At 51.2% G+C, this 26997-nt stretch carries 25 protein-coding genes and 3 pseudogenes; 12 read left to right on the plus strand and 16 right to left on the minus strand.

The features are described 5' to 3' along the window. Positions 1–26 precede the first annotated feature (26 nt). Complete coding sequence (locus L466_RS09150; RefSeq protein ID WP_032681100.1) at positions 27–1526, minus strand: aldehyde dehydrogenase family protein; 1500 nt, start codon at positions 1524–1526, stop codon at positions 27–29. 241 nt (positions 1527–1767) lie between these two features. On the opposite strand from L466_RS09150, the gene feaR reads away from it, so the two are divergent. Beyond that, on the plus strand, positions 1768–2676 hold the full coding sequence (gene feaR / locus L466_RS09145; RefSeq protein WP_014169920.1) for a transcriptional regulator FeaR: 909 nt from the start codon (positions 1768–1770) through the stop codon (positions 2674–2676). On the opposite strand, the gene L466_RS09140 is transcribed toward feaR, so the two are convergent. The 4 genes from L466_RS09140 to L466_RS09125 form a co-directional block, all read right to left on the minus strand. Further along, positions 2677–2994: a YdbL family probable chaperone protein gene (locus L466_RS09140; RefSeq protein ID WP_014169919.1), complete on the minus strand. Its 318-nt coding sequence runs from the start codon at positions 2992–2994 to the stop codon at positions 2677–2679. A gap of 7 nt (positions 2995–3001) precedes the next feature. Then, positions 3002–3193: a YnbE family lipoprotein gene (locus L466_RS09135; RefSeq protein ID WP_014169918.1), complete on the minus strand. Its 192-nt coding sequence runs from the start codon at positions 3191–3193 to the stop codon at positions 3002–3004. Then, entirely contained in the window at positions 3190–5829 is a 2640-nt protein-coding gene (locus L466_RS09130) for a YdbH family protein (RefSeq protein ID WP_032678077.1), read from the minus strand. Before L466_RS09130 ends, L466_RS09135 begins: the two co-directional genes overlap by 4 nt. A 217-nt stretch (positions 5830–6046) precedes the next feature. Continuing rightward, entirely contained in the window at positions 6047–6370 is a 324-nt protein-coding gene (locus L466_RS09125; protein WP_020884249.1) for a hypothetical protein, read from the minus strand. Positions 6371–6622: 252 nt separating this feature from the next. On the opposite strand from L466_RS09125, the gene L466_RS09120 reads away from it, so the two are divergent. Continuing rightward, positions 6623–7612: a 2-hydroxyacid dehydrogenase gene (locus L466_RS09120; RefSeq protein ID WP_014169916.1), complete on the plus strand. Its 990-nt coding sequence runs from the start codon at positions 6623–6625 to the stop codon at positions 7610–7612. 38 nt (positions 7613–7650) lie between these two features. On the opposite strand, the gene L466_RS09115 is transcribed toward L466_RS09120, so the two are convergent. Then, complete coding sequence (locus L466_RS09115; RefSeq protein ID WP_032681101.1) at positions 7651–8847, minus strand: MFS transporter; 1197 nt, start codon at positions 8845–8847, stop codon at positions 7651–7653. A gap of 219 nt (positions 8848–9066) precedes the next feature. Between L466_RS09115 and L466_RS09110 the strand changes: the two genes are divergently transcribed. The 3 genes from L466_RS09110 (at position 9067) to iraP (ending at position 11103) form a co-directional block, all read left to right on the plus strand. Beyond that, positions 9067–9675, plus strand: a complete 609-nt coding sequence (locus L466_RS09110) for a TetR/AcrR family transcriptional regulator (protein WP_255344417.1) — start codon at positions 9067–9069, stop codon at positions 9673–9675. Between the two features lie 51 nt (positions 9676–9726). Beyond that, the gene (locus L466_RS09105) at positions 9727–10632 is read left to right on the plus strand and encodes an alpha/beta fold hydrolase (protein WP_032681102.1); all 906 of its coding nucleotides are present in this window, start codon (positions 9727–9729) and stop codon (positions 10630–10632) included. A gap of 135 nt (positions 10633–10767) precedes the next feature. Next, positions 10768–11103, plus strand: a complete 336-nt coding sequence (gene iraP, locus L466_RS09100; RefSeq protein WP_014169912.1) for an anti-adapter protein IraP — start codon at positions 10768–10770, stop codon at positions 11101–11103. An 87-nt stretch (positions 11104–11190) separates the two neighbouring features. Here iraP and asd read toward each other — a convergent pair whose 3' ends face one another. From asd to L466_RS09090, 3 genes and pseudogenes are all read right to left on the minus strand, one after another. Continuing rightward, complete coding sequence (gene asd, locus L466_RS09095) at positions 11191–12309, minus strand: aspartate-semialdehyde dehydrogenase (protein WP_032681104.1); 1119 nt, start codon at positions 12307–12309, stop codon at positions 11191–11193. Positions 12310–12543: 234 nt separating this feature from the next. Next, positions 12544–12738, minus strand: a pseudogene (locus tag L466_RS23175) (M3 family metallopeptidase); the annotation flags it as partial. 37 nt (positions 12739–12775) lie between these two features. Then, a complete protein-coding gene (locus L466_RS09090) occupies positions 12776–13228 on the minus strand; it encodes a cyclophilin-like fold protein (RefSeq protein ID WP_032682005.1) in 453 nt (150 codons plus the stop codon). Positions 13229–13453: 225 nt separating this feature from the next. On the opposite strand from L466_RS09090, the pseudogene L466_RS24025 reads away from it, so the two are divergent. Further along, positions 13454–13578: pseudogene (locus tag L466_RS24025) on the plus strand (LysR family transcriptional regulator); the annotation flags it as partial. A gap of 223 nt (positions 13579–13801) precedes the next feature. Next, entirely contained in the window at positions 13802–14548 is a 747-nt protein-coding gene (locus tag L466_RS09085; RefSeq protein ID WP_032681105.1) for an SDR family oxidoreductase, read from the plus strand. Between the two features lie 283 nt (positions 14549–14831). On the opposite strand, the gene L466_RS09080 is transcribed toward L466_RS09085, so the two are convergent. Both L466_RS09080 and L466_RS09075 read right to left on the minus strand, forming a co-directional pair. Continuing rightward, a complete protein-coding gene (locus L466_RS09080; RefSeq protein ID WP_032681106.1) occupies positions 14832–15506 on the minus strand; it encodes a glutathione S-transferase family protein in 675 nt (224 codons plus the stop codon). 79 nt (positions 15507–15585) lie between these two features. Further along, complete coding sequence (locus L466_RS09075) at positions 15586–16332, minus strand: SDR family oxidoreductase (RefSeq protein ID WP_032681107.1); 747 nt, start codon at positions 16330–16332, stop codon at positions 15586–15588. Positions 16333–16468: 136 nt separating this feature from the next. Here L466_RS09075 and L466_RS09070 point away from each other — a divergent pair, with 136 nt between their 5' ends. Together L466_RS09070 and L466_RS09065 are read left to right on the plus strand one after the other, a co-directional pair. Further along, entirely contained in the window at positions 16469–17371 is a 903-nt protein-coding gene (locus L466_RS09070) for a LysR family transcriptional regulator (protein ID WP_032681108.1), read from the plus strand. Positions 17372–17659: 288 nt separating this feature from the next. Further along, entirely contained in the window at positions 17660–18166 is a 507-nt protein-coding gene (locus tag L466_RS09065; RefSeq protein WP_032681109.1) for a P-loop nucleotide/nucleoside kinase family protein, read from the plus strand. A 188-nt stretch (positions 18167–18354) separates the two neighbouring features. Here the strand turns inward: L466_RS09065 and L466_RS09060 are convergent, their stop codons facing one another. The 3 genes and pseudogenes from L466_RS09060 to dcp form a co-directional block, all read right to left on the minus strand. Beyond that, positions 18355–19992 carry a P-loop ATPase, Sll1717 family gene (locus L466_RS09060; RefSeq protein WP_032681111.1) on the minus strand — a complete coding sequence of 546 codons (1638 nt, stop codon included), beginning with the start codon at positions 19990–19992 and terminating at the stop codon, positions 18355–18357. Between the two features lie 396 nt (positions 19993–20388). Beyond that, positions 20389–20679: pseudogene (locus L466_RS23825) on the minus strand (DUF4113 domain-containing protein); the annotation flags it as partial. A gap of 84 nt (positions 20680–20763) precedes the next feature. Beyond that, entirely contained in the window at positions 20764–22797 is a 2034-nt protein-coding gene (dcp, locus tag L466_RS09055; RefSeq protein ID WP_032681112.1) for a peptidyl-dipeptidase Dcp, read from the minus strand. Between the two features lie 142 nt (positions 22798–22939). Between dcp and ydfG the strand changes: the two genes are divergently transcribed. Both ydfG and L466_RS09045 read left to right on the plus strand, forming a co-directional pair. After that, entirely contained in the window at positions 22940–23686 is a 747-nt protein-coding gene (gene ydfG, locus L466_RS09050) for a bifunctional NADP-dependent 3-hydroxy acid dehydrogenase/3-hydroxypropionate dehydrogenase YdfG (RefSeq protein ID WP_032681113.1), read from the plus strand. 91 nt (positions 23687–23777) lie between these two features. Beyond that, positions 23778–24464 (plus strand): GntR family transcriptional regulator, encoded by a 687-nt coding sequence (locus L466_RS09045; protein ID WP_014169893.1) that lies wholly within the window; start codon positions 23778–23780, stop codon positions 24462–24464. A 35-nt stretch (positions 24465–24499) separates the two neighbouring features. On the opposite strand, the gene L466_RS09040 is transcribed toward L466_RS09045, so the two are convergent. Continuing rightward, on the minus strand, positions 24500–24931 hold the full coding sequence (locus L466_RS09040; protein WP_014169892.1) for a universal stress protein: 432 nt from the start codon (positions 24929–24931) through the stop codon (positions 24500–24502). 289 nt (positions 24932–25220) lie between these two features. On the opposite strand from L466_RS09040, the gene ydfZ reads away from it, so the two are divergent. Then, entirely contained in the window at positions 25221–25424 is a 204-nt protein-coding gene (ydfZ, locus tag L466_RS09035) for a putative selenium delivery protein YdfZ (protein ID WP_013096785.1), read from the plus strand. 43 nt (positions 25425–25467) lie between these two features. Here ydfZ and L466_RS09030 read toward each other — a convergent pair whose 3' ends face one another. Next, on the minus strand, positions 25468–26931 hold the full coding sequence (locus L466_RS09030; protein WP_032681114.1) for a mannitol dehydrogenase family protein: 1464 nt from the start codon (positions 26929–26931) through the stop codon (positions 25468–25470). Positions 26932–26997 lie beyond the last annotated feature (66 nt).

The raw sequence follows: 26997 nt of genomic DNA on the forward strand, positions 1-26997 counted from the left end.
GTTGCGCCAGCCCGACACGCTTTGTTTTAATATCGCACACATACCGATTTGGTTTCACACCAGCCATCCAGCCAGTCCGGGCCGAAATCGCGCCCGGTGCCGGACTGCTTCATGCCACCAAACGGCAGGTTGGCGTCGATCAGCGTATGGCTGTTCACCCAGACGGTCCCCGCCTGCAGCCGGTCGGTGTATTCCAGCGCCTTGCTGATATTTTGCGTCCAGACGCTGGCCGTCAGCCCGAATTCGGTGTCGTTGGCCAGCGCCAGCGCTTCTTCGCCATCCGCGACGCGCACCAGGTTGACCACCGGGCCGAACACTTCTTCGCGGGTGAGTCGCAGCGCGGCATCCGGGTTCACCACCAGCGTCGGCGACACGTAATAACCTTTGCCATCCGGCCCCCGGTTACCGGTGATCAACTCCGCATTGCGCGATTTTGCCTCGTCGAGGAAGGTCTGCACTTTATCGCAGTGCGCGCGCGAGACCAGCGGGTTGATGAACGCCTCCGGCGACATGCCCGGCCCGACGCTCAGGGATTTCACCGCCTGCTCAAACCCGCTGACCAGCGTGTCAAACAGCGGCGCTTCAATATAGATACGGGAGCTCGCCGCACAAACCTGCCCCTGGTTCAGGAAGCTGCCGGTCATCAGGCCTTCAATTACCCAGGCCGGGTCAGCATCTTTCAGCACGATAGCCGGGTTTTTCCCCCCCAGCTCCAGCGTCACCCCCGTGAGCGTATCCGCCGCCGCGCGGGCAATTTGCTTGCCTGTCGCCGTTGAGCCAGTAAAGCTCACTTTGGCAATATGCGGATGTGAGGTCAGCGCGGCACCGCACACCGCACCGCTTCCCGTGACCACATTAAACACCCCGTCGGGGATGCCCGCTTCACTTGCCAGTTCCGCCACGCGCAGCATGGTGAGCGGCGTGGTTTCTGAAGGCTTAATGACAATGGAACACCCCGCCGCCAGCGCAGGCATGACTTTCCACATCCCGATCATCAGCGGGAAGTTCCACGGCACAATCCCGGCCACCACGCCAACCGGCTCTTTGCGCGTCCACGCCTGATAGCGGGCCCCCTGCGGTAAGGGGATGGAGAGGTCGAGGGTTTTACCGGCAATTTTCGTGGTAAGCCCTGCGGTATAGCGCATCCAGTTCAGGGTGCAGCCCACTTCAAAGGCGCGGGAGATATGAATGGATTTCCCCTGCTCCAGCGTCTCAAGCTGGGCCAGCTCTTCGCTGTGCTGTTCAACCAGATCGGCGAAATGCAGCAGGATACGCTCACGCTCTGCCGGTAATTTTCCGGCCCAGCTACGGGCAACAAACGCACGCCAGCCGGACATCACGGCGCGGTCGACATCATCAACGCTGGCATCGGCGGTGGAGGCGATGACGTCGCCCGTTGCCGGATTATAGACATTGAGCCGCTTTTCACTGTCCGACGCGGCCTGACGCCCTTCAATCCACAGGCCATGATGTCGGTCTAAAAACTGCTGTACGGCAGGCTGAACGGCTACCTGAGATTCAGACATAGGGTACTCCTTCGTTTTTATTCGCAGGGTGTTAATGCAGTCTAAGAGGGGTTTTGGATTCTCGCTTTTGTCTCTGTGACATTCGCTTTGCCACCTGTGACAGGCTCCGCAAATCGTGATAATTCCGTCTTATAACGCTGTTACCGGAGAGTGTTCTTTCCTATAGTCAGCCTCATAGCTCTGACAAAATGCAACACAAATGCAACAATGCAAAAACATTGACGGTGCAGCGAGATAAGCGATGGCGTGTGCAAGCGAAGAGGAACAGTATCAACAGTGGCTGGCACAAATTAACCAGGTCTGCGGGCGTTTTAATGCGCGTCCGCTGGAGGGGGAATTCGTCGGCGAGCTGGAAACCAGCTATGCCCGTAGCCTGAAGTTAAGCACCGTAACCGCAGGTGGCGTTAACCTGTTCCGATCCCGCCATGAGATTAACGACAGTAACGATGCCTGGTTCTACACCGTATTTCAGCTGGAGGGCAGCGCGGAGATTGAACAGGACGACCGCCGCGCGGTGCTGAAGACCGGCGATATCACGCTGCTTGATGCTTCCCGCCCGTGCTCCATTGCCTGGCATGAAAAATCCCGCCAGATTTCGCTGCTGGTTCCGCGCCAGATTATTGAGCAACAGTGTCGTTTTCAGGAGGTAAGCTGCGCGCTCACCCTTTCGCGCACGCTGCCCACCGTTCAGTTAAGCCACCACCTGCTGATGGAAAGTATGGGGAATGCCGATCTGAGTGACCGGGAGAGTGAAGCGGCGCTGGAAGCGATGATCTGTCTGCTTCGCCCCGCGTTCCAGCAGCGCGACGTGGCTCAGCCACGTAAAGAACGCCTGTTCCGCAATGTGCTGTCATTGATTGACGATCATATTCAGTCTGAATCACTGCGACCGGAATGGATTGCCGCACAGAGCGGGATGTCGGTGCGAAGCCTCTACCGCATGTTTGCTGATAAGGGGCTGGTGGTCGCCCAGTACATTAAAAACCGCCGTCTCGACCTGTGCGCACAAGTGTTGCGCTCCGCCAGCGATGATGAAAAGCTGGCGGGCATTGGCTACAGCTGGGGCTTTTCCGACCACAGCCATTTTTCAACCGCTTTTAAGCAACGTTTTGGCGTCTCGCCTGGCGAATATCGTAAGCGCTTTCGCTAACTACTTCTTCAGCCATTTCCCGTTGATGCCTTTCACGTACTCGCCCGGCTGGGCGCGGGCAACCAGCTTTTGCCCTGCCATTTTCGCTACTTCGTCCACCGGCAGATTGTTGCTGTCAGCCAGCTTCTGATAGCTTTCCGTGCGCGCGGCGTTAATGCGATTGACCAGCGCCAGGGTTTCCGCATCCTGTTTGATTGGCGCAAGATAACCGCTCAGAGTTTCCCCCACGCGCCCCTGCGTCCGGGCGTCATTTAAGGTCAGCGTTGCCGCCTGCACGTTCATGCCGAGCGCCAGTAACATCAGAGCTAATCGTTTCATGGCATCCTCAGAACAGATCGCTGCGTGATTTCAGCAGGGTTTCAACGTCTTTATCGACCTTAATGTGGATCTCATGTTCGATTTTGACATTCATATTGATGGTAATCGGCTCCTTCGGCGCGGCGACTTCAATGCGCGGCGTACAGCCGGTCAGTAGCGCGGCAACGGCAACGGTGAGCACACCAGCCATCTTTTTCATTGTTGTTCCTCACTTTCCTTGCCAGTCGAACTGCGGATACCAGGTATTGCCGCGTGTTGCTCAAACCAGGTTTGCAGGTTGTCTCCAAAACGCAGGCTGCGCCAGAGGGTAAAGACATTCTCTTCATGGGTATAGTTCAGATTAACGTAGCTGCTTTTACCCTCTACCCGGCTGGTTCCCTTAAGGGTCGCCTGCATGGTTAATTCACCCAGATTATCTAAATTGATTCTTGTCCACGAGCGAGAAATTTCCATATAGCGCAGCCAGTTAATTGCGGCGCCCGCCACCATATTATCTTTTACGATGGCGTCCGCCGTGTCTTTATCGATACGCAGCGTCATCGGGCCGGGGTTGGTCAGCCAGCCATCTTTGATGATCCATTTTTCATTGTCCAGCCAGAACGGCAGCGCCCCGCTCACCGGGCCAGACATCGCAAACTGCTTCGGATTAACGGCACTGATCAGCTCGCTGGAGGAGATATTGTCTACCCGCAGCAGCGCCGGATCGTGTTGCGGCATCCTCAACTGCTGCATGGTGATTTTTCCGCCGAGGGTTTCCACCTTCACATTGGTGAGCAGAAGCGGGTTCGCCTCACTCCAGGGGTAGTCACCCTGCAGGTCCGCCGTGATATTTCGCGCGGTCACCAGGTTTACCACCTCGCCAATCCGCAAGGTTACCGGGCCGCGCGTTCCCAGCGACCAGGTGCCCTCACTAAACCGGAACGGCAGGACAAAGTCGACGCCGTTGATCTGGTTGTCTGGCATCCAGGCGCTACCGGCTTTCAGCACGCCGTGACCGCCCGCCTCAAAGCCCTGACCCGCGGCGGCCGAGAAGGCCACCTGCGCATACAGTTCGCCGTCACGCAGCGTCATTTTCCAGTCTGGCGGGATCAACGGCTGGAACACGGTGAGCGATTGTTTCGGCCACCAGGCCTGCCCGCGAAGGCGTTCCCCGTCCCAGCGTCCGTTCACCTGTACCGGTCCGATAGCATCGGCATGCAGATCGCCCTTGAACTGGAACAGTGTCGGGTCTGTTCCGTCTACGCTGAAGGTCAGCACCGACGGCGGCAATACGCTGCCGCCGCTGAAACGGGTTTGCCCGGCATTCAGCGACAGCGCTCCGCTGAACGTCGGCTTGTCAGGATCGCGATACCAGCGCACCGGGTTATCCAGCACCAGACGGGGTTTACTGACCTCCATGGCACCGTACTTGAGCTGGTCGAAACCGGTTGAAAGCGCGGTCAGCTCAATAAGTTTGTCGCGCCATTCGCCTTTTCCGGCAACATCCCAGCGCGCATTCATTGGGGTGAAGCCCCCTTTGCCCCAGTAGCGCCACTGCCACAGGCCGTTGTCGGGTAAAAAGTCACTGGCCTGGCCATCCAGATGCAGTTCAAAATCACCCATCTCGTTCTCGTGCGCCCGCAAAATGGCCTGCAGGCGTCCATCGACACCCTTTTGGGTCAGCCTGACGCCCGCCAGCGGCCAGCGAATTTCATCAATATCCAGTGAATCGATAATGCGACCACGTGATCGCAGCAGCGCGCCCGGCTCAAAGGAGAGCTGTGGTTCATACAGGCTTCCGGTCAGTTTTGCCGGCAGTCTGGCATAGAGCACCAGGTCGTTATGTTTCGCCTCGCCACTCAGATGAAGCGGCATGTCGCTTTGTTCCATACTGAGCCTGCCCGGTCCGATATTCAGCACCGCGTTGCCCTTCCCCGCATCCCCTTGAGTGAGCACATTCAGACGCCCGGTCAGGGTCGCTTTCTCAAGCCCCGCCTGCCAGTTATCGACACGAAGGCCAACGCGCCCGCTCAGCGGCATGCCGGAAAGGTTCCAGTTCCAGCGTCCGTCACTGATATTCAGCTGTTCCGCGGTTATTTGCCACGGCAGATCGAGCAACGGATCGGGGTTATCCCGCGCCATGACCACCAGTTGCCCCTGATTGGCTTCCCAGTCGAGATCGGCATCGACCAGCGAGGTTAACTGTGGCACGTTAAAGGTCGCAACCGCATGGCCTTTAACCGGCACGCCGTCCGGCACCAGCGGCAGGGTGAATTGTCCCACCAGTTTTATCGGCTGTGGCTGGTCGGGAAGTTGTACATCGAACTGGGTGACAGAGAGGGTCTGACCGCGGAGCATCCCTTTAATGCTAACCTGCTCACCTTTGTAGGCAATCTCCTGACGCGCGGGCGTCAGCGACGCCTGAAGTTCTCCCTGCCACTGCTGCCAGGGCGAGAGCGTCAGACGATGGACAGTAAGCCAGGTATTCGGTAACACCGCCTGCCACTGCGCCAGCGTTTTGGGCGCGACCGTGGACGGTGCGGACTGGGGAATTTTATTGAGGCAAACGGAGTTCAGTTCGAGCGCGCCGACATCCAGTTTCCAGCGGCTGGGGTGCGACAGGGTCGCGTTATCGACTCGGGCAATTTCGCAGTCATCCACAAGATAGCGAAGATCGGGGATGATCAGGGCATGACGCGTGAGTCTGGGACTTTGTTCAAAGGCGATGCGTGTCCCGACAGGAAGCCAGATCCCGGCAAGGGTTGGTACCCACTGGGCAAGGGTCATCAGCAGCGTCAGCGGCACCAGAATGAACAGCAGTAAGAGCGCGATTGCGGCTTTGTATGTACCCCTCATGGGCAGTTAATATCCTGATTTAGCGAAAGAATTAAGCCGACAGTGCCGATCATTGTCGCATGTTTAGCCAGTCAGTTGAAGAGAATGCCAAATTTAAGGATAGATGCTCTGACCGTATGCGCTAAAAATTTTATTATACTTAACGTCAATAAGTCATCTTAAATTCAATGGGTTAGACTGTATTTCAAGATGACTTTCAGCGTTGTAACGTCAAAAGTTAGAATTTGTTGCGCGGCATTGCCAGCAGGTAAACCATCGCAAAAACCAGGGAACCCCAGTACACGGAGTCATACCGATAAGGATCAAAATCTATGTGCAAAAATCCATTCACAAACTCATGACCATTCGCAAAAATGTTTATCTGTACGGCAGCGACTGCAATCACTAGCAATGTATAAGCAATGAAGAGAGGGTATTTGCGGAGTCGGTTGATTTTTATCTTCCCCAGATACAGGAGGACAAAAATTGCAATAGATACAATAAAATAGCAAAAAGCGGGCCACATAGGTGGGTTTAGGGATAACTCAAGTTGTGGTGACATAATCAATTCTCTTTAGCAATCTGGTACATCTGCCATCCTGTAACGCTTCCACTTCGCCCACCTTCTGACACCTCCGCCCCAGGGTGCATCAAATCTATACTTAAGCAGGGGTGTAGATTGAATATCATAGAGTTAACGGGTAAAGATGCTCTAAAATAATTGATAGAACTTATTGAATTCAATAATATTTCAGAAATTGTAAGATAATTTTAATCATGCTAACGTGAATGCAAAATCACTGGAGAAAGTCTTATGAAACTCGCGGTATATAGCACAAAGCAGTACGACAAAAAGTATCTGCAACATGTTAACGAGGCTTACGGGTTCGAGCTTGAATTTTTCGACTTTCTGCTGTCCGAAAAAACCGCCAAAACGGCGCACGGCTGTGAAGGCGTTTGCATTTTTGTGAATGATGATGGCAGCCGTCCGGTGCTGGAAGAGTTGAAAAAACAGGGCGTGAAATATATTGCCCTGCGCTGCGCTGGCTTCAACAACGTGGATCTTGATGCCGCAAAAGAGCTGGGGCTGAAGGTGGTCCGCGTCCCGGCATATTCTCCGGAAGCGGTCGCGGAACATGCCATCGGTATGATGATGTCGCTGAACCGTCGTATTCACCGTGCTTATCAACGTACCCGTGACGCCAACTTCTCTCTGGAAGGGCTGACCGGCTTTACCATGTACGGTAAAACCGCGGGCGTTATCGGTACCGGTAAGATTGGCGTCGCCGCCCTGCGCATTCTGAAAGGGTTTGGTATGCGTCTGCTGGCGTTTGATCCGTACCCAAGCGCTGCCGCGCTGGATCTGGGCGTGGAATATGTCGACCTGCCGACGCTGTTTTCACAGTCTGACGTTATCTCCCTGCACTGCCCGCTGACGCCGGAAAACTACCACCTGCTCAACCAGGCGGCGTTTGACCAGATGAAAGATGGCGTGATGATCATCAACACCAGCCGCGGCGGGTTGATTGATTCCCAGGCCGCTATTGAAGCGCTGAAGACCCAGAAGATTGGCGCGCTGGGGATGGACGTGTATGAGAATGAGCGCGATCTGTTCTTTGAAGACAAATCTAATGACGTGATCCAGGACGACGTATTCCGCCGTCTGTCTGCCTGCCATAACGTCCTGTTCACCGGACACCAGGCGTTTCTGACTGCCGAAGCGCTGATCAGCATTTCAGAAACCACGCTGGGGAACTTGCAGCAGCTGGAAAAGGGTGAAGAGTGCCCTAACGCTATCGTGTAAACCTATGTGCCGGGTGCGGCTCTGCCCTGCCCGGCCAGCTACGCCCGGTCTGGTGTCCAGCGCCGGTGAGCAAAGCGCCACCAGAGCAGGACGGCCAGCAGCGCAATGGCGCTGAGCACGCTAAAGGCCGTCGCAAAAGAGTAATGACCTGCAATCGTGCCGGTTAACGCCGGGCTCATTGCTGCCCCGACACCCTGCATCAGCATGACCACGCTCTGCCCGGCATTCACGTGCCCACTCCCGCGCAACAGCACCACGATAAACGACGGCACGACAACGCCCAGGATCCCCGCGGCCAGACCATCAAGAATTTGTACCGGGATCATCATCAACGGGGCGTCTGTGGAGGCTGCCAGTGCCGCCCGAACGGGCATAATAAGCAGGGCCAGCATGATGAAACGCCAGTAACCGTAGCGCTCAATTCGACCTGCCACCCCCATGGCGACGGGGATCATCACCGCCTGAGAAATGATGACGGTGGCCGCCGCAAATAATCCGGGATTGATGGTTGCCGGTGCCGCAGCAACCCTCATGCTCAGCATCGGCAGCAGTGCGGCATTGGCCAGATGGAACAGCAGCAGCGTCAGCCCGGTTATCAACAGCGCCCGGTTTTTAATCAGCACCGCGACGCCGGGGACCGGTTGACGGGCTGAAGAGGTCAGCCCTCGCGCCGCATCGTTGTCGATATCTGCATGACGAATGGCAAGCAGCGCGCACAACGTCAGAAGCGTCGTACAGGTCATCAGCAGGAAAATGCCCCCGACGCCCCAGAACCAGGCAATGCCGCCCGCAATCACCGCCGTCAGGAAATTGCCGGCGTGGTTGAACGCCTCGTTCTTCCCCATCTGCGCGCTAAACCCGCTCGGGCCCGTCAGACCCAGCGTAATACCCGAAATCAGTGGCCCCACAAACGCCGCGCAGATACCGGTGATAATTTGCGAGACGGCGACGACGCCGCTCTGCTGACTAAACCAGAGCAGCAGCGTACTCAGCGTAATGGCGATACAAAGCAGTGCCAGAACCGAACGCTTATTGCGGGAGGTATCCGTAATAAATCCCGCCGGCAGCGTTGCCAGTAATCCCGCCAGCCCCCCGGCGGTCATCAGGATGCCGATATCATCCGGGGTCCAGTGACGTTCCGTCAGGAAGATGCCGAGAAAGGGCCCGAGGCCATCGCGAACATCAGCAATGAAAAAACTTGTCAGGCACAACGCCCGCAGTGAACGAAGAGACATACTTCCTGCCTTTTGCATATTGGCTGGCTCTGTTAGCGACGGCCTGTACGTTCGACGCCCTGTTAAAATCACGATGCAGTATACCGGAGCGTGTTGAAGCTAAAATGACCTCTCCACTCTTCTGCCGCGGCAAACTCTTTTTATAGGACTTCACGCTTTCCAGATACGCCCATTTATGGGAGTATTTAGGAATCGATTGTTTCCTAAATGATGAGCACAATGTCTGAGAAGCTACAGAACGCACGCGAGCGCGGACGTCCGCGGCAGTTTGATCTCGATGCGGCCCTGGATCTGGCGATGCCGGTATTCAGAGAAAAGGGTTACCACAGCGCGTCGATAAGTGACCTGAGCGACGCGATGCAGCTCACTGCGGGCAGTATTTATAAAGCCTTTCACGATAAACGTGGCCTGTTCCTGCAGGTATTCGCACGTTATACCTCCCTGCGCAATCAATCGTTGCGCGAGCGTCTGGCGCGACAACCTGATGGCCGGGCCAAAATAGCCGAGCTGCTGAACTTTTATCTTGAATCGGCCAGCGCTGTCGAAGGGCGCCGCGGCTGCCTGGTGGTCGGCAGCACCCTTGAACTCAGCCAGTTTGACGGCGAAATTGCCGGGCTGGTGCAGAGCGCGCTTGCGCGAAATCAGCACGCGATCCTCCAGCTGATCGAACAGGGTATGCAGGACGGTTCAGTTAATTCTCGACACGACTCGCAGGCGTTGAGCGGCGTTTTGCTGTGCCTGGTCCTGGGCATGCGTGTGGCGGGCAAAGCCGGAGAATTACCGGCACGCGAACGGCTGGTAGAGACGGTGATGGCGCTACTCGCCTAAAAAATTTACCCATAAAGGAAATGATCATTTCCTAAATAGCTGGAGGTAATCATGTCTGAGAATTCAATCCCCCTTCCGTGGTCGCAGCCTGTCGCGGGCTTGCCCGGTTTTGCGCACTATTACTCAACGGTCGATGGGGTTCGCCTGCACTATGTCAGAGGCGGACAGACGCAAGGTGAAACAATCGTGCTGCTTGCAGGCTTCCCGCAAAGCGGGTTTGCCTGGCATAAGGTGATGGCTCTTTTAGCCGATCGTTACGATATCATCGCACTCGACCTCCCGGGCCAGGGCGACTCCGATAAGCCACAGTCTGGCTACGATACCCTTACGCTTGCCAGTTCGGTTTTTGGGCTGGTGCAGGCACTTGGGATCACAAGACATTACCTGGCCGCCCACGATGTAGGTGCATGGGTTGCCTGGCCGTATGCCCTGCGTTATGAACAGCAGGTAATCAAGCTGGCTCTGCTTGATGCCGGTATCCCGGGTATTACTTTGCCGGACGCCCTGCCCGCGACGCCAGAAAAAGCCTGGAAAACCTGGCACTTCGCGTTTCATCTTCTCCCCGACCTGCCGGAAGCCTTAATTAGCGGGCGTGAAGAGATTTACCTCAAATGGTTCCTGCGGCGAAAAACCGCCAGTCCGATGGCCTTTAGCGATGCGGATATCGCCCGGTATGTCCGCCTGATGCAGCAAAACGGCGCGCTGCGTGCCGGGCTGGCCCCTTACAGAGAAGCGGCGGTCTCCGCTGTTCAGAACCGGACGCTGGCTGAAACGCAACAACTTCGGGTGCCGCTGCTGGCCGTCAGTGCCGATCAGGGTTCGATTGCCGATATGGCTGCCCCGCTTCGCCAGTTTGCAGAGACGGTGAGTGGCATTACGCTTGCTCATTGCGGTCATTTCATTCCCGATGAACAACCTCAGGCCCTGAGTGAGGCCCTGGCAGACTTCTTCCGTTAACAGGAAGCGCACGGTGTTGATCACTGCTGGCACCGTGCCCTGCTTCATCAACAAAGACAATTGCTGTCGCCATAAAATAAACCTCGCTCAAAATTTATTAAGGAGTTAATCTCGCAAAGAAAATAAGGGGGCATTATGAAAAACTTGATACTCAGTGTTATCGCAAAAATTTCCAAAATGGACGCTGAAGCTAAAGAGCTGGCGGCCAAAGTAGAAGCACAGTCTTTGTTGATAGGCGCGTTGTTACTGACCATTGGTAAAAATGGCGGTATGAACGAAATGCTCGAGAATGTCAGAAAAGCGATCAACGCGGCACTTGAAGCAGCAGATACGCCGCTCAAATCCGACGCTGAAATGTTACTGAACGAATTCAATAACCTGATTTTATTAACCCAGTTACTCGAAACTAATGACTCAGAGATAAGTATCGAATCGTTAAAGGAAGCCCCAGGCGAAACGGCCTCAGATTGAAACCATTCCTTGAGGCTGGAGTTAAGTCTCCAGCTTCTCGTTAAACCCACGCCTTACGCGCAGCGCGCCACGGCCGTGTGAGCGTGATTAGACTTTGCCAGACAGAATATTCAACATCCGTCGCAAGGGTTCCGCAGCGCCCCACAACAGCTGATCGCCGACCGTCAGAACCGAGTAAATAGGGTCATTGTTAAGCGACATTTTCTTGTAACGGCCAATACCCACCTGCAGCGAACCGCTAATGTTAGCGGGAGTCAATTTACTGACACTGTCATCCTTATTATTGGGCACATAGTTAACCCATGGATGGGAATGCGTCACAAGCTCTGCAAATTCTTCTTCGCTGACTTCACGCTTGAGCTTCAGGGTTATTGCAGCACTATGGCAACGGATCACACCGACCCGAATACACAAGCCATTTACTGCAATCGTACCCGGAGAGAGACCAAGAATTTTGTTCGTTTCTGCCTCACCCTTCCATTCTTCTCTGCTATTACCATCCCCTAAATCGCTGTCAATCCATGGAATAATACTGCCCATTAAAGGCGCGCCGAAATTCTGGATGGGCATGTTAGCACTGTTAATTAATTCACTCACTTTATTGACTAAAGGAAGCACTGAACCTGAGGATTCCAGCTCATCAGCAGATAAATGTTTACTGATATAAGCGCTTTGAGCAATTAACTCCCGGACATATTTAGCACCCGCTCCGGATGCAGACTGATAGGTCATCACACTCATCCACTCGATCAGGTCAGCTTTAATTAACCCTGACAGTCCCATAAGACTCAGCGTAATGGAACAGTTGCCCCCAACAAAAAGTTTAATTCCCTCTTTGATGGCACGATCGATATTTGTGCGGTTGACCGGGTCGAGAATAATGCAGGCTTTTTCATCCATCCGGAGCGCTGAGGCCGCATCAATCCAGTAGCCTTGCCAGCCATGGCTAATCAACGCCGGATAAATTGCTTTGGTATAATCCCCGCCCTGACAGGTTATGATGATATCCATTTCGGCCAGGGCGCTAATAGAATTAGCATCTTTGAGTGTGTGGTTGAAGCCACCAATGACGGGACCAGCGGCACCTGCACTGGAAGTACTGTAAAAATGCGCGGAAATATTGTCGAAGTCGTTCTCTTCGACCATTCTTTGTAACAAAACAGAGCCTACCATTCCTCGCCAACCAACAATACCAACCTGCTTCATTTGCTTAACCTTAATGACGTTATGAGAATGTTAATTTTTCAAAACATGTTATATCTCATCCCACATTAATGGTCATTACGAATTACATCATATTCGGCAATTATTAAAATGTTTCATACGGCATCAGAAATTTTTATACCTTTTACACGGCATAAATAATTAAAGTTGTGGGTAAGACATAATCAAACAAAAACTGGGCATCATGCCCGGTTTTGTGGCTGATCTGAATAAGCGCTACGCACTGAATCCACGATTCTCCAGCATCGGTTCAATCCTCGGATCGTGCCCACGCCACTGGCGGTAAAGTTCAGCTCAATCACTACTGCTCCCGCGCGACAAAATCGCCTCGCGGAATTTCTGCCCGTTCTCGCGGGTTAAGCCGCCCTGCTCAACAAACCACTGATAGCCATCGTCTGCCAGCATTTGCGTCTATAGGTAATCCAGATTCAGTGTTTGATAATACAGGTCAACCTTTTTTATCTGCGGTAAACGTTGCTATTACTTCTTTTTCATCTGCAATTTTACCAAGATTTTCTGGCGCTATTATTCTGCCAACGGGTGTGTATCCGTAGTTTGTCTGAAAGGTCTCATAAAAAAGTACCAGGGTACGATGGCCATATAACATGAGATCGCCCTGATTAATGGTTCCAGGTTTGACCTGGTGGGTCGGTAAGGGACGGGGCAGATCAGCAAATTTCTCGTTCCCGTTAAGTTCCTCCATCGTTAGAGTCAGGGGAAGCTGTTCAATAAATGCCTTTGCGGCTGGATTATTCTTAAGTTCAACGTAAAAAGTTTGCTGATTGATAGTCATTTTAATGGTCACAGCTTCTTCCTTGTCTGGCTGTAAAGAATTACTGGCACGAGCCGGGAATAAAAAGCTCGTGATGATAATAAATAACAGGAATAATATTTTTTTCATCCAGATTCTCTCCCGCAAATGTGCTGCATCTTTCAGGTGCAGCATCAATGATTATTTTAGATAAGCTTTTAAAAAGAAGTCAATTTATCAAATGGGTTCAGATACGTATGCTTATCTCCGGACTCCTCTCTTACTGGAAATTCTACACAATAGATGTATGTTGACTAGCTAATGATTGCTTAATGGGCTTATAAGCTATAGTTATGTTTTGTGAGTATCTCATCGATGAAACGTAATCTGAATGACCTCCTTTATTTCATTACCCTCACCCGCGAAGGGAGTTTAACCCGTCGGGAGGCTCAACCAAGGGGACGCAACCGGCTCTCAGCCAGGCAATATCGACGCGGGAATAACGGCTGCAGATCCTACTGCTCACACGAACTACCCGTAACGTATCTCCAATTAATGAGCTGTACTCATAATCAATATAAATTTATACGCATTATCGAATTAATGCTCTGCTGCTAAGATTATCCCTGTTCAGGAATGTGTCACTGAAGTCTGAAGAGATTGAACCTGATCTCAGTCTGATAGTGGTGACAACAGCCCATCACCTATTCAGGAATAGTAAAAATGACAGATAACATCATAGGCAAAGTAATTGTAATCACGGGTGCATCAAGCGGTATGGGTGAAGCGGCTGCACGTTATCTTGCTGAAAAAGGAGCAAAGGTTGTGATGGCAGCGCGGAGAATAGACCGCATAGAGGCCATTGCGAGTGAGCTCCAAAAGCAGAATAAAGAAGCCATCGCCGTCGCAACCGATGTGACGAAACTTGATGACGTAAACAACCTCATTGAGACTGCGGTCAACAAATTCGGTCGTGTAGATGTTCTTATCAATAATGCCGGCCTGATGCCACTTTCCCGCCTTGAACAGGGAAATGTCGATGAATGGAATCAGATGATTGATGTCAATCTGCGCGGGGTTCTACACGGGATTGCTGCGGTGTTGCCTTATATGAAATCACAAAAAACAGGTCATATCATTAACACCGCATCTGTTGCTGCACACCTTGTCTTCCAGAGTTCTGCTGTCTATTCGGCGACAAAATTTGCTGTTCGTGCATTAACCGATGGTTTGCGCCAGGAAATGGCGGCACATAACATTCGCGTCACGTTAGTCTCCCCCGGTGCTGTTAAAACAGAACTGCTGGAGCATATAACGGATAAAGATGTTAAGGCTGCAAACCAGGATTACGTTGAAAATGTTGGCGTGCCAGCAGAAACCTTTGCACGCATGGTAGCCTTCGCAATTAATGAACCAGAAGATGTTGGTGTGAGTGAAATTATTTTCAGACCAACGGCTCAGGAATTGTAATTAGTTTAGTGACGGCAACTGGAGAAAAACTATCAGGATTTAGGCTTTCAGATTCGGCATACCCCTATGCCTTTTCCTAAGCCTAAAAACACGATTTTTCCTGCACCTAACAGCGAGAAATGTCCGCTTCTGGCACGAAGCGGACAAGATGGCTAGGCTGAAGGTCTGTTGTGAGCGAAAAGCGGAAGTTCGCATTTGTCGTAACAACCGGGAGCTGGGACTATCATTGGCATCTGATAATCAACAGGGAGAAGAGCAGGTCACGGTTTCTCAAAAAATATCTTCAGGCAGCGAGAATTGCAGAATGCTGACGAAGATGATTTTGGAAAAGTTCTGCATAATCTGGTGATACAGCGGCATTTACGCTTTCCCTTTTCGCAAGTGCAGTTTTCCATGCGGAAATCCGCGGAAGTCCCTCAAAAATCGCCTCAGATACTGATGCATCAATGATGGAGAAGTAACGGAAAACAGGAGCGTAGATCGCATCAACCATACTGAATTTGGAACCCGAGAAATAAGGCCCTGAATTCAATTCAGATTCAATATATTCAAGTTGCTCACGGAGCACAGCGCGTTTGCTGTCTGCCATGGCCTGATCAGTCGCATTTAAAAATTGCCAGGCATTTCCAAGCATTAATGTAGAGAACTCGATCCATGCTCGCTGTCTAGCCCTTTCTAATGCATCGTCAGCATACAGCGAATCACCATCTTGCGTTTCATTAAGATACTCGCAGATCACCATGCTCTCAAAAATAATGGCATCTTCGCCCTCTGCATGATGCACTTTAAGTAGCGGTACCTTGCCGGTGGGTGACAGAGCAAGAAACCAGTCAGGCTTCGCCGACAGATCTACATTTACACGGTCAAATGGCACATTTTTTTCGAGAAGAACGATCGCTGAACGCTGCACAAAGGGACACAATGGGTGGCTAATCAGTGTCAGGTCATGGGTAGACATCTCAACCCCCAGATAAAATAATAGCCCGCCGCCATAAAAGGTGGCGGGCTTGATGAATTGTAAATCTTATTTTGGTGGCTTAGATTGAAACGCCGCCGTCGATGATGATTTCTGAACCCACGGTCCAGGCAGACGCATCGGAGGCAAAGTAAAGCACCGCTTGCGCGACTTCCTGAGGCTTACCAAAACGACCGGCAGGGATGGTTGCAACGATATCTTTCATCACTTGATCATGATATTCCACGGGGATCCCCGCCTTATCGTAAAGCGGCGTGTCAACCGGGCCTGGGCTCACCGCGTTGATACGGATCCCGCGAGAAAGTAACTCGTTAGACAGTGTTTTCGACATGTTGAGTAATGCGGCTTTGGTGGAGCCATAAACTGAAGAGTTCACCGGGCCCGTGTGCGCATTTATAGATGTATTAAAGACCACTGATGCAGAGCTTGCGAACACTGGCAACAGCGCCTGCATCAGGAAATAAGGACCTTTAACGTTGATATCATAAATGCGGTCGAACATTTCTTCTGTCCATGCCTCAATTGGCATATACATTGATATACCCGCATTCAGGAAAGCAATATCCAGCTCACCAAAATGTTCCTGAACCGTCTGAGCCAGCGTTTTCTGTGCATTCACATCTGCAGAATCCGCGCTCACGACGACCACATCTTTACCCAGCTCGAGTTTCGCCTTTGCGACAGAATCAGGGTTAATACCAGTAACCATTACGCGTGCACCTTCTGCGACAAACAGCTTCGCGGTTGCAAGACCAATACCACTTGTTCCACCCGTGATGAGTGCGCGTTTACCTTGTAATCTGGACATGAACATATCTCCCGTGAGTTTTAACAGCTGATCGGCAAATGACCGATTTGATCGCCACTCTATACTCATGCTTTAAGGGTGATAAGATTGTATTTATGAATATGTTCCATGCGTTAAAAGCATAAATAGGTTTAGGATGGACAGATTACTTTTGATGACATGCTTTGTCCGCACTGCGGAGACAGGCAGCTTTTCTGCAGCAGGCAGGGATTTAGGCTTAGGGCAACCGAACGTGAGTCGTCATGTTGCAACCCTCGAAGAGCATTTGCAGACCAGATTACTCCACCGATCAACCCGCAAGCTTTCCCTGACTCCTGAAGGAGAACGTTATTATCTGGAAGCAAGGCGTATTCTGGAAGCGGTCGAAGAGTCAGAGTCTTCTTTCAGAGAAAATGTGACGCCCACAGGGTTACTGCGCGTTGCTTGTCCCACTGCAATGGCTCACACATTTTTGATTCCGCGCATACCCGATTTTTTAGAACGCTACCCTGAGCTAACACTCGATCTACAGATTAATGACCGCTATATCAATCTCGTTGATGAAGGCGCTGAGCTGGCAATCCGCATTGGTCACCTTGAGGACAGTGCAATGCGTGCCCGCAGACTTGGCATGTATGAGCGAGTCTGTGTTGCCAGTCACAAGTACCTGGCTGAACATGGGATTCCTGACACCCCGGAGGATTTAAAAAAACATGATTGTTTGATCTATACCCTGTTATCAACGGGCGCTACCTGGAGATTTCGGGATATGGATGTGCCTGTTTCTGGCCGGCTCAGGGTCAATTCACCTGAAGCAGTGCAGAAATTTGTCAATGCTGGGGTTGGGATCGCACAGGGCCCAGAATGGTTGTTCGAGGAGGGACTGGCAAATGGCAACTTACAATTATTACTGGCGGATTACACTGCATCTCCCGTTCCCATTCAGGCTGTTTATGTTGCAAATCGACTTTTACCAAAACGCGCGATTGTGTTCATGGATTTTGTTGCTGAGATTTTTGAAAAAAATCCCGGCTTCAAAGTTTACAACCCATTGAAATGAAGCTGAGATGACGAACTGACCGGCTGGCCGTAAATTGCATAGCAAGGTGTAAATAACTTCCGCTCTTGGCACGAAGCGGCCAAACTCACTGGAGTGGACATTCAATTTATAAGGGAAAAAATTGCTGATTTTGCATTCAGGCCCTGTTAACTTGAATGACAATGAAAACACACTCTGTCCTATTCCATTCAATGATTATTATCACCTGTCTGACTCAGGTGGGATAACGTTCGCCATTTTCCCGCCGGTAAGGCGGGCCTTACCGGTAACAATCCCGTGAGGTAAATAATGGATATCACTTCAGTAACAACGTCAGAAAAACCCACTTTGCACTTGTTATGTGGGAAAATCGCATCAGGCAAATCCACATTGTCAGCAAAGTTAGGTGCATTACCCGGCACCATAATTGTCAGTGAAGATTATTGGCTGGCTGCCCTCTTTGCCAATGAAATGCAATCCATAGCTGATTATGTGCAGTATTCCTCAAGACTCAGAAACGCTATGAAGCCTCATCTGGTGTCGCTACTCAAAGCGGGTTTATCCGTAGTTCTGGATTTTCCGGCAAACACACAAACCAATCGTGAATGGATGATGAGCATCATTAAGGAGTCAGGTGCCAGTAACAGGCTGCATTACCTGAAAGTTACTGATGAAGTATGTAAATCCCGCTTGCGCGCCCGTAATGCAGAAGGAATGCATGAATTTACAGCCTCAGATCAACAATTTGAAACCATAACGCGCTTTTTCGCAGAACCAACGGCTGATGAAGGGTTTGATATTATTGAATACAGCTGAATTTACCTTTCTGCACAAAGCGGACCGGCATACGGGCCGCAAGGTCCGCTGTGAGCGAGAAGCAGACGTTAACTCCTAATATTATATCTGAAAAAAGACCAACAGTAATGTCGCGTGACATTTAACGAGTCGAGGATTGAATGAAATTAAGATGCACAAGTAATCAACCTGCGCATCTTAAAATATATTTAAATATTGTTATTAGATCTTACATCTAATGTCTTATGTAGCATTTTATGTATTTTAATTTGGTTAGCTCTTTCTGCCTCACCTGCTGATATTGCGCTTTTGTTTCTATAAGACCAGATGAAAGAGTTGTTAGTTTCAAGCTTTATCCCAATAGCCCCCACTTTGTAAAGACAAGCCAAAATAGTGCTCAGGATTTCATCTTCAGAAGAGCCCTTAACTTCAAAATAACTCCTTGCAGTGATAACGCAAGGGTCCTCATTTTCTTTAGTTGAAAGTTTAGTGATAACTGATTCAAACTGAGAGTTTTTAAAATCAATAAAGTCAAAAGTAGATTTCCTCCCCCTTAAGATTTCGATTGTATCTTCGAAAGATGGATAAGTTTCACCCCACTCTTCTTTTAAAGATCTTAACCTTTTTTCTGAATAAGTTTTTTCAGCCTCATGGATTAAAGTCCAAGTTATTTTATCTTTATCGAATCCAGCTTTAAAAGTTTCATTGATAAATTGAAGAATGTCTCTTGGACGAAGCAAGGTTCGCTCTAACATGTATTCCATTGCGGTTTTACCATGAGCAACTTTCCTAGCCTCTGGGAATATATCAGAGATGGCGACTTGATCTTTTGTATAAACTCTTCTAAATGTTTCTTTTACTCTTTTTTGAACAAGATCAACTAGTTCCTCATGCCCCCAATGAATTTGCAAAATATATGATTCGTATTTTTCCTCTTGAAAACCCGCCCCCCGAGTTTTATCAAATACCATGTCAATCAAATCTTTCCTAAGCGCAACCAATATTTTTACATGCCTTACTTTCCGAAAGCCCTTTACCTCCTCGATTAAGGCTCTAATGAATTTGCATCGGGTAGTAGTATCAGCCCAATCTTCATCAAGTTGATCAATCAATAAATAATAATGCTTTTGCGGATCTTTAAAAGAGAATTCTGCCAGCATGTCTAACATTTCATTCAATTGCTTTATTTGTAGACTACTAACTACTTGGCTAGCTCTTTGGGTAATTTCAGTTTTTTGCTCGTCACTTAGCTTACTTGCTCCGCTTAAAGAAACATCAACTCCAGAATATTTAACTCCTAAATTAGCCTTTGTCTCATCTTCAAGTTTTCTTGTGATTTGCTTTAATTGCTCATCTGTATTCAACCAGAATTTATCACCCCATTCTCTAAAGTAAGAGATGGCCTTTTGTTTAATTTCATCCCTGCTAAATCTTTCAATCAGCCCTCTAAAAAAATTATCACTTTCTTCTTCGTTTTTTATTTTATATCTCAGTCGAACTAATTCTATTATTAAAATATGTCGCCATAGCATTTTGTAAAACAAATCTAAGTTAACGCCTAATTTGTCCATGAACTGAATTATGTCAGAGTGCTCTAGAAACTTTACGGATATATCATTAGGATCTATTTTATTATAATTATCTATAGAGGTGCTAACTTTATAGAGGAGTGCACTTTTTCCAGCACCAGTTCTACCTACAATAATCGAGCATGGGTTTTTTACATCCAATAAATCTTCAAGATATCCTTTATCGACGAAGCAGGTATCTAAGAATTCATTATCTGTTTCAGCATCAAGATCACCTATGCTAAGATTTCTTTTTATCTTTACCGGATTATATTCCATTTTTAATACCACTAAAAACAATAAGTTAGGGGAATCAAAACCAACATTTTTAAAATGACAAGGAAAGCTTGTATAAATTTTTCACTTGTCAACTTTAGGTTTTGATCGCTTCATCACCGTAGTTGTAACTATATATCGTACTTTATAAATATCATAGATTACAGATAGACCGCAAAGTTTGATATTTAAACAAGGTTGTAGTTTGCGCTCCAAAGGCATGGCATAAGAGCAGTGCGTAAGTTGAGTTCGTCTTGACAGTACGGACTACTCCATCACTTGTACCAAGCATAAGGCTTAGGTAATTTCTTTTAACATGAAAAAGCTTTTGAATCTTTGATATGGGCTTGATTAACGCCTTCCGCTTCTGGCACATAACGGCCCTGGAAATTGGGAAAATCACCGGACCCTTAGCAGATCTGAATATCTGGTCGTATATCTCGGCGACAGCATTTCACGTTTCATCTGCCAATACTGCTATATGCCCTGCCCTGCAAAGTAAAGTGTGTCTTTCCCGTCTTTCGCATTCAGGTGATCGAGCACCTCAATCAACTTTTCGCTGCCAGCATACAGTGCGTTCTCATCGAAAAGGTTGAGCTGGGCCACCCCCTGGCTGAAGAAGCCACCCAACATGATTCCGGCTTTCTGGTAACGATGGCCATCCTTCCAGATTTTATCCTGGCACTTTATGTGGCGTTAATGATTTTGGGGAAGAAAAATCGGTCAAAAAAACCGGGCATCGCGCCCGGTTTTGTTCCCATACTAAAAAAGCCCTTAAGCACTCAATCCACGATTCTCCAGCATCGGTTCAATCCTCGGATCGTGCCCACGCCACTGGCGGTAAAGTTCAGCTAAATCACTACTGTTCCCGCGCGACAAAATCGCCTCGCGGAATGTCTGCCCGTTTTCACGCGTCAACCCGCCCTGCTCAACAAACCACTGATAGCCATCATCTGCCAGCATTTGCGTCCACAGGTAAGCGTAATACCCTGCCGCATAGCCGCCGCCGAAGATATGGGCGAAGTAGCTGCTGCGATAGCGCGGTGGAACGGCGGGCAGATCCAGCCCCTCTTTGTGCAGTGCTGCCGCTTCAAAGGTGTCAACATCGTCCACGGGTTCGCTGATGCCGTGCCAGTTCATATCCAGCAGCGCAGCGCTAAGCAACTCGGTCATGTCATAACCTTTATTAAACTGCGTCGCGTTAAGCATTTTATCGCGCAGCGCCTCCGGCATCGGCTCTCCGGTCTGATAGTGGCGGGCATAGTGGGCAAACACCTGCGGATGGCTCGCCCAGTGCTCGTTGATTTGCGATGGGAACTCGACAAAATCACGCGGCGTATTGGTGCCGGAGAGGGAGGCGTAGCGCTGGCTGGCAAACAGACCGTGCAGCGTATGACCAAACTCGTGGAACAGAGTGACCACATCGTCCCAGGAGATCAGCGCCGTCTGACCGTTAGCCGGTTTTTGATAGTTGCAGACATTGTAGATAACCGGGCGCGAGGCAAACTCATACGATTGCTCGACGAAATTCCCCATCCACGCCCCACCGGCTTTCGATTCGCGGGCAAAGAAATCACCGTAGAACAGCGCCATCCCTTCGCCGGTGTGGTCGAAAATCTCCCACACGCGGACATCAGGATGGTAAACCGGAATATCGAAACGCTCGACAAAGCGGAGGCCAAACAGCTGGCTTGCAGCCCAGAATACGCCATCCTGCAACACCGTGTTGAGCGCAAAGTACGGCTTGATTTGCGACTCGTCGAGGGCATATTTCGCCTGGCGCACGCGCTCGGCATAAAAGGCCCAGTCCCACGCCTGCACGGTGAACCCGCCCTGCTCGTCATCAATCACTTTTTGGATATCGGCCTGCTCAAGCGTCGCTCGGGTGCGTGCGGCGGGTACAATTCCGCGCATAAAAGCCAACGCGGCGGCAGGTGTTTTCGCCATTTGATCGGCGATACTCCAGCTTGCGTAGTCCTCAAACCCCAACAATTTTGCCTGACGCGCACGCAACGCGGTGAGACGCAGGATCAGTGCCCGGGTATCGTTTTCATCCCCTTTCTGGGTACGCGTCCAGCCCGCGTTAAACAAATTTTCGCGCGTCTGACGGTCACGCAGCGCGGAAAGTGCGGGTTGTTGAGTGGTATTCAGCAGCGGAATCAACCAGCGATCGTTCAGCCCTTTCTCCGCGGCGGCATGGGCAGCCGTCGCAATCTCGTCAGGACTGAGTCCATCAAGCTGATGTGCATAATCCACGACCAGCCCACCGGCTTTGGTGGCGGCCAGCAGACGCTGATTAAACTGGCTGGTGAGGGTCGCCGCCTCGGTATTCAGCGCTTTCAGCTCCGCTTTTTCTGCATCATTCAGTCGCGCACCGGCCAGCACAAAGTGCTGGTACGTCTCTTCTGCCAGCCGACGGGATTCGGCGTCCAGCGCAGCACAATCCTGCCAGACGCTCTCCACGCGAGAGAACAGCGTGTCGTTAAGCCAGATATCGTTCGCCAGGGCAGCAAGCTCGGTAGAGACCTGCTCCTCAAGCGCCTGTAAGTCATCATTGGTGTGCGCAGAGGTCATGGCGAAGAAAACGCTGCTGACACGCGAGAGCATGGCACCGCTTTTTTCGAGCGCCAGCACGGTATTGTTGAAATCGGGGGCGGCCGTTTGCGCGACAATCGCGTCAATTTCGGCTCGCTTCTGGCGTATCGCTTCATCGAATGCCGGGCGGTAGTGGCCGTCGTTGATTTCGTCGAATCGGGGTGCCTGATAAGGCAACAGGCTGCTTTCAAAAAAGGGATTAGTGGCCGACATCTTTCACTCCTGAGTACGGTTATCTTCCCAGAGTAGGCCAGGCCGCCACTGCCTGCAATGCCGTCATACAAATGTTGCCTTAACGCATCCTTCGCGGCCGTGCTATGTTAGTACAACACAAAAAGCGTTGAGGAACAGTGAGATGATTATTTTAGTTACCGGGGCAACGGCAGGTTTTGGTGAAAGCATCACGCGTCGCTTCGTCGCCAACGGGCATAAGGTGATTGCGACGGGTCGTCGTCAGGAGCGTCTGCAGGAGCTGAAAGATGAGCTGGGTGACAGCATCCTGACCGCGCAGCTTGATGTCCGTAACCGTGCCGCCATCGAAGAGATGATTGCTAACCTGCAGGCCGAATGGCGTGCCATTGACCTGCTGGTCAACAATGCCGGTCTGGCGCTCGGTATGGAGCCTGCCCATAAAGCCAGCGTTGAAGACTGGGAAAACATGATCGACACGAACAACAAAGGGCTGGTGTACATGACCCGCGCCGTGCTGCCAGGCATGGTTGAGCGCAATCGCGGCCACATTATTAACATCGGTTCGACCGCAGGAAGCTGGCCTTATGCGGGCGGTAATGTTTATGGCGCGACCAAAGCCTTCGTGCGTCAGTTCAGCCTTAACCTGCGTACCGATCTGCACGGCACCGCCATTCGCGTGACCGATATTGAGCCGGGCCTGGTAGGCGGAACCGAATTTTCCAACGTTCGGTTTAAAGGTGATGACGCGAAAGCAGACAAAACCTACGAGAATGCGAACGCCCTGACGCCGGAAGATGTCACCGAAGCGGTCTGGTGGGTGGCAACGCTGCCAAAACACGTCAACATTAACACGGTAGAAATGATGCCAGTCAGCCAGAGTTTTGGCGGACTTAGCGTCCATCGTGGCTAACATTGCCCTTCCCGGCCTGCGGGCCGGGTCTGTTTCAGGCCATAAAAGAATGGTAGTATGTTCAGGCTAACTCTCTGAGAAATGACAACTCATGGCCGCTGAATCGCAACTCAATCCTACCCAGCCCGTAAACCAGCAAATCTATCGCATTTTGCGACGTGATATTGTCCATTGCCTGATCCCACCCGGAACGCCGCTCTCTGAAAAAGAAGTGTCCGTGCGGTTTGACGTGTCCCGCCAGCCCGTGCGTGAGGCGTTTATCAAGCTTGCAGAAAACGGTCTGATTCAGATCCGCCCGCAGCGCGGCAGCTATGTGAACAAAATCTCGCTCTCCCAGGTGCGTAACGGGTGTTTTGTCCGTCAGGCCATTGAGTGCGCGGTGGCGCGCCGTGCCGCATCGCTGATTGACGATAACCAGTGCTACCTGCTGGAGCAAAACCTGCATCAGCAGCGTATTGCGATTGACCGCAAACAGCTCAACGACTTCTTCCAGCTTGATGACGAGTTTCACCAGAAGCTGGCGCAAATTGCAGACTGTCAACTGGCCTGGGACACGATTGAAAACATCAAAGCCACCATCGACCGCGTGCGCTATATGAGCCTCGACCACGTCTCACCACCGGAAATGTTGCTACGACAGCATCATGATATTTTCAGTGCGCTGGAAAAACGCGATCAGGACGGTGTAGAAAAAGCGATGACGCTGCACCTGCAGGAAATCAGCGAATCCGTACAGTTAATTCGTCAGGAAAACAGCGACTGGTTTAGCGAAGAGTAAAATACGCCGCCCCCGTTTCGGTTGCGGCGAAGAGATTAGCGAACCACCAGCACCGGAATACTCGCATAGCGCAGGATAGATTCCGCATTTGAACCGAGCAGATGGGTGCTGATGCTCGGGTTTTTCGACCCGATGACGATCACGTCATATTCCCCTTCTTTGCTCAGTTTGATAATTTCGTCACGCACGTTGCCAAAGCAGACCAGGCTGTGGATATTCTCCCCGGGGAGATCAAACAGCCTTTTTAGCTCGTTCATTTTCTTCCCGGATTCCGCGGTCATAAACGCTTCAAACTTTTTGATATCGGCGTTGAATCCGCGCAGCAACGAGCGGCTGCTGTTGGGGAGAATGTTCACCAGCGTAATCGACGCGCCTTCCGCCTTTGCAAGGTTGGCCGCGTGGCGAACCGCTTTGTCGCTCAATTCCATTTCAAATACATCAACAGGCATTAAAATCTTCTTATACATAAGCCTGACTCCTTATTCCTGTGAAAGGGGTATTCCCTGCTTCAAGAATGGCAGCCGAAATATAAACAAACCCTAAACGCTTGCCTGCAGAAACTATCAATAAAGGAAAATAAATGTGGGCTTTGTAAATTGCTGTCGTGAACCGTCAGCACCCACCAATATTGAGAAAAAAGTGTGAGTTTGATCAAAAACAAAAAAATGAGATGCAGACAGGCGTATTTATAGTGCCCCGTGAACGGTGAAACCTAAAATAGCGCCGTAACGGATAAGAGAGAGAGGAGAAAATACCATGATGACATACGACCGTAACCGTAACGCAATTACCACCGGCAGCCGTGTAATGATCAATGGCACAGGACACACCGGCGTGATTAAAGCGATCCACAGCGAAGGGCTGGATGCCGCGCAGGTGCGTCGCAGCAAAACGGTAGAAGTGGAAGGTTGCGAAGGTAAGTTCGAACCGATTGAACTGATTCGCCTGGGTATGCACTGATTCATGCGACATCATGCCGCCGCACGCGGCGGCATGTGATGACTTAGCCGTTCGCCGCGTACTCTGCGACCGTGGCTTTTGCACCTTTTTGCAGTAACGTCTGGTAAGCACGCATTACCGCATCCACAAAGACGGTTTCATGCGGGAGTTCTTTGCCAAAAATGGCCTCAATGCCCAGCAGCGCCTTCACCCGGTCTTCGCCCTCAGCACTTCCCTTCACCGCCGCCTGAATGACCGCCAGCTGCGGGTCGCTCACGTCGATAGCGTTGCCCTGCTCATCGACACCACCGACATACCGCATCCAGCCTGCAATGCCTAATGCCAGCAGCGGGAAGCTTTTTTGATGCACCAGATGCCAGCGCACGGAATCGAGCATACGCTGCGGGAGCTTCTGGCTGCCGTCCATTGCGATTTGCCAGGTACGGTGACGTAACGCCGGGTTGCTGTAGCGGGCAATCAACAGGTCTGCATAGTGGCCTAAATCAACGCCTTTCACTTTTAAGGTCGGCGCCTGCTCGTTCAGCATCAGCGCATGGGCGGCAGTACGGTAGTGTTCGTCTTCCATGCAGTCGTTGATGTGCGGGTACCCCGCCAGATAGCCAAGATACGCGAGGAAAGAGTGACTGCCGTTAAGCATGCGCAGCTTCATCTCTTCAAACGGAATGACGTCTGAAACCAGCTCCGCCCCGGCCTTTTCCCACTGCGGACGGCCTGCGACAAAGTTGTCCTCAATCACCCACTGACGGAACGGTTCGCACGCCACGCCTGCCGGGTCACGAACGCCGGTCAGCTGTTCAATTTTATCCAGCGTCTCCGGTGTAACCGCGGGAACAATGCGATCCACCATGGTGGACGGGAAAGTGACGCTGGATTCAATCCAGTCTGCCAGCTCGCCGTCAACCGCGCGGGCATAAGCGCAGGTCACATTACGCATGACGTGACCGTTCTCCGGCATATTGTCACAGGACATGACGCTAAACGCGGGCAGCCCGGCAGCTTTGCGTCGCGCGAGTGCTTCCACCACCATACCCGGCGCAGATTTCGGCTGATGCGGGTTTTGCAGGTCGGCGGCAATTAACGGGTGATCGAGCATCAGTTTCCCGGTCGCCGGCGAGTGGCAATATCCCTTTTCAGTAATGGTGAGTGAGACAATCGCCACCTGCGGCTCACACAGTGCGGCCAGCACGCGTTCCAGCCCGTCAACCTGTGCATGCAGTGCGTTCCTGACCACGCCCACCACCCGCGATGTCCACGCATCGGCAGACATTTCCGCCACGGTGTAGAGATGATCCTGTGCGTTCAGATCGGCAATCTGCTGTTCACCGCCAATCAGGTTTACCTCACAGTAACCCCAGTCGCTGTTGTGTTCCGCGGCGAGAATGTCGGCGTACACCGCCTGGTGCGCACGGTGAAATGCGCCAAACCCTAAATGAACAATGCGTGCCTTGAGGCGTTCGCGATCGTACTGAGGAAGCGTCGCTTTCGCCTGTAATAACCGGTTTTCCATGATTAAGACTCGTTAAGTTATGTACGCTGGGATTCGCTGCCGCTCTAAACGAGCAGCAGCGCCTGC

The sequence above is a fragment of the Enterobacter sp. BIDMC 30 genome (assembly GCF_000534355.1).
Taxonomy (GTDB): Bacteria; Pseudomonadota; Gammaproteobacteria; order Enterobacterales; family Enterobacteriaceae; genus Enterobacter; species Enterobacter ludwigii.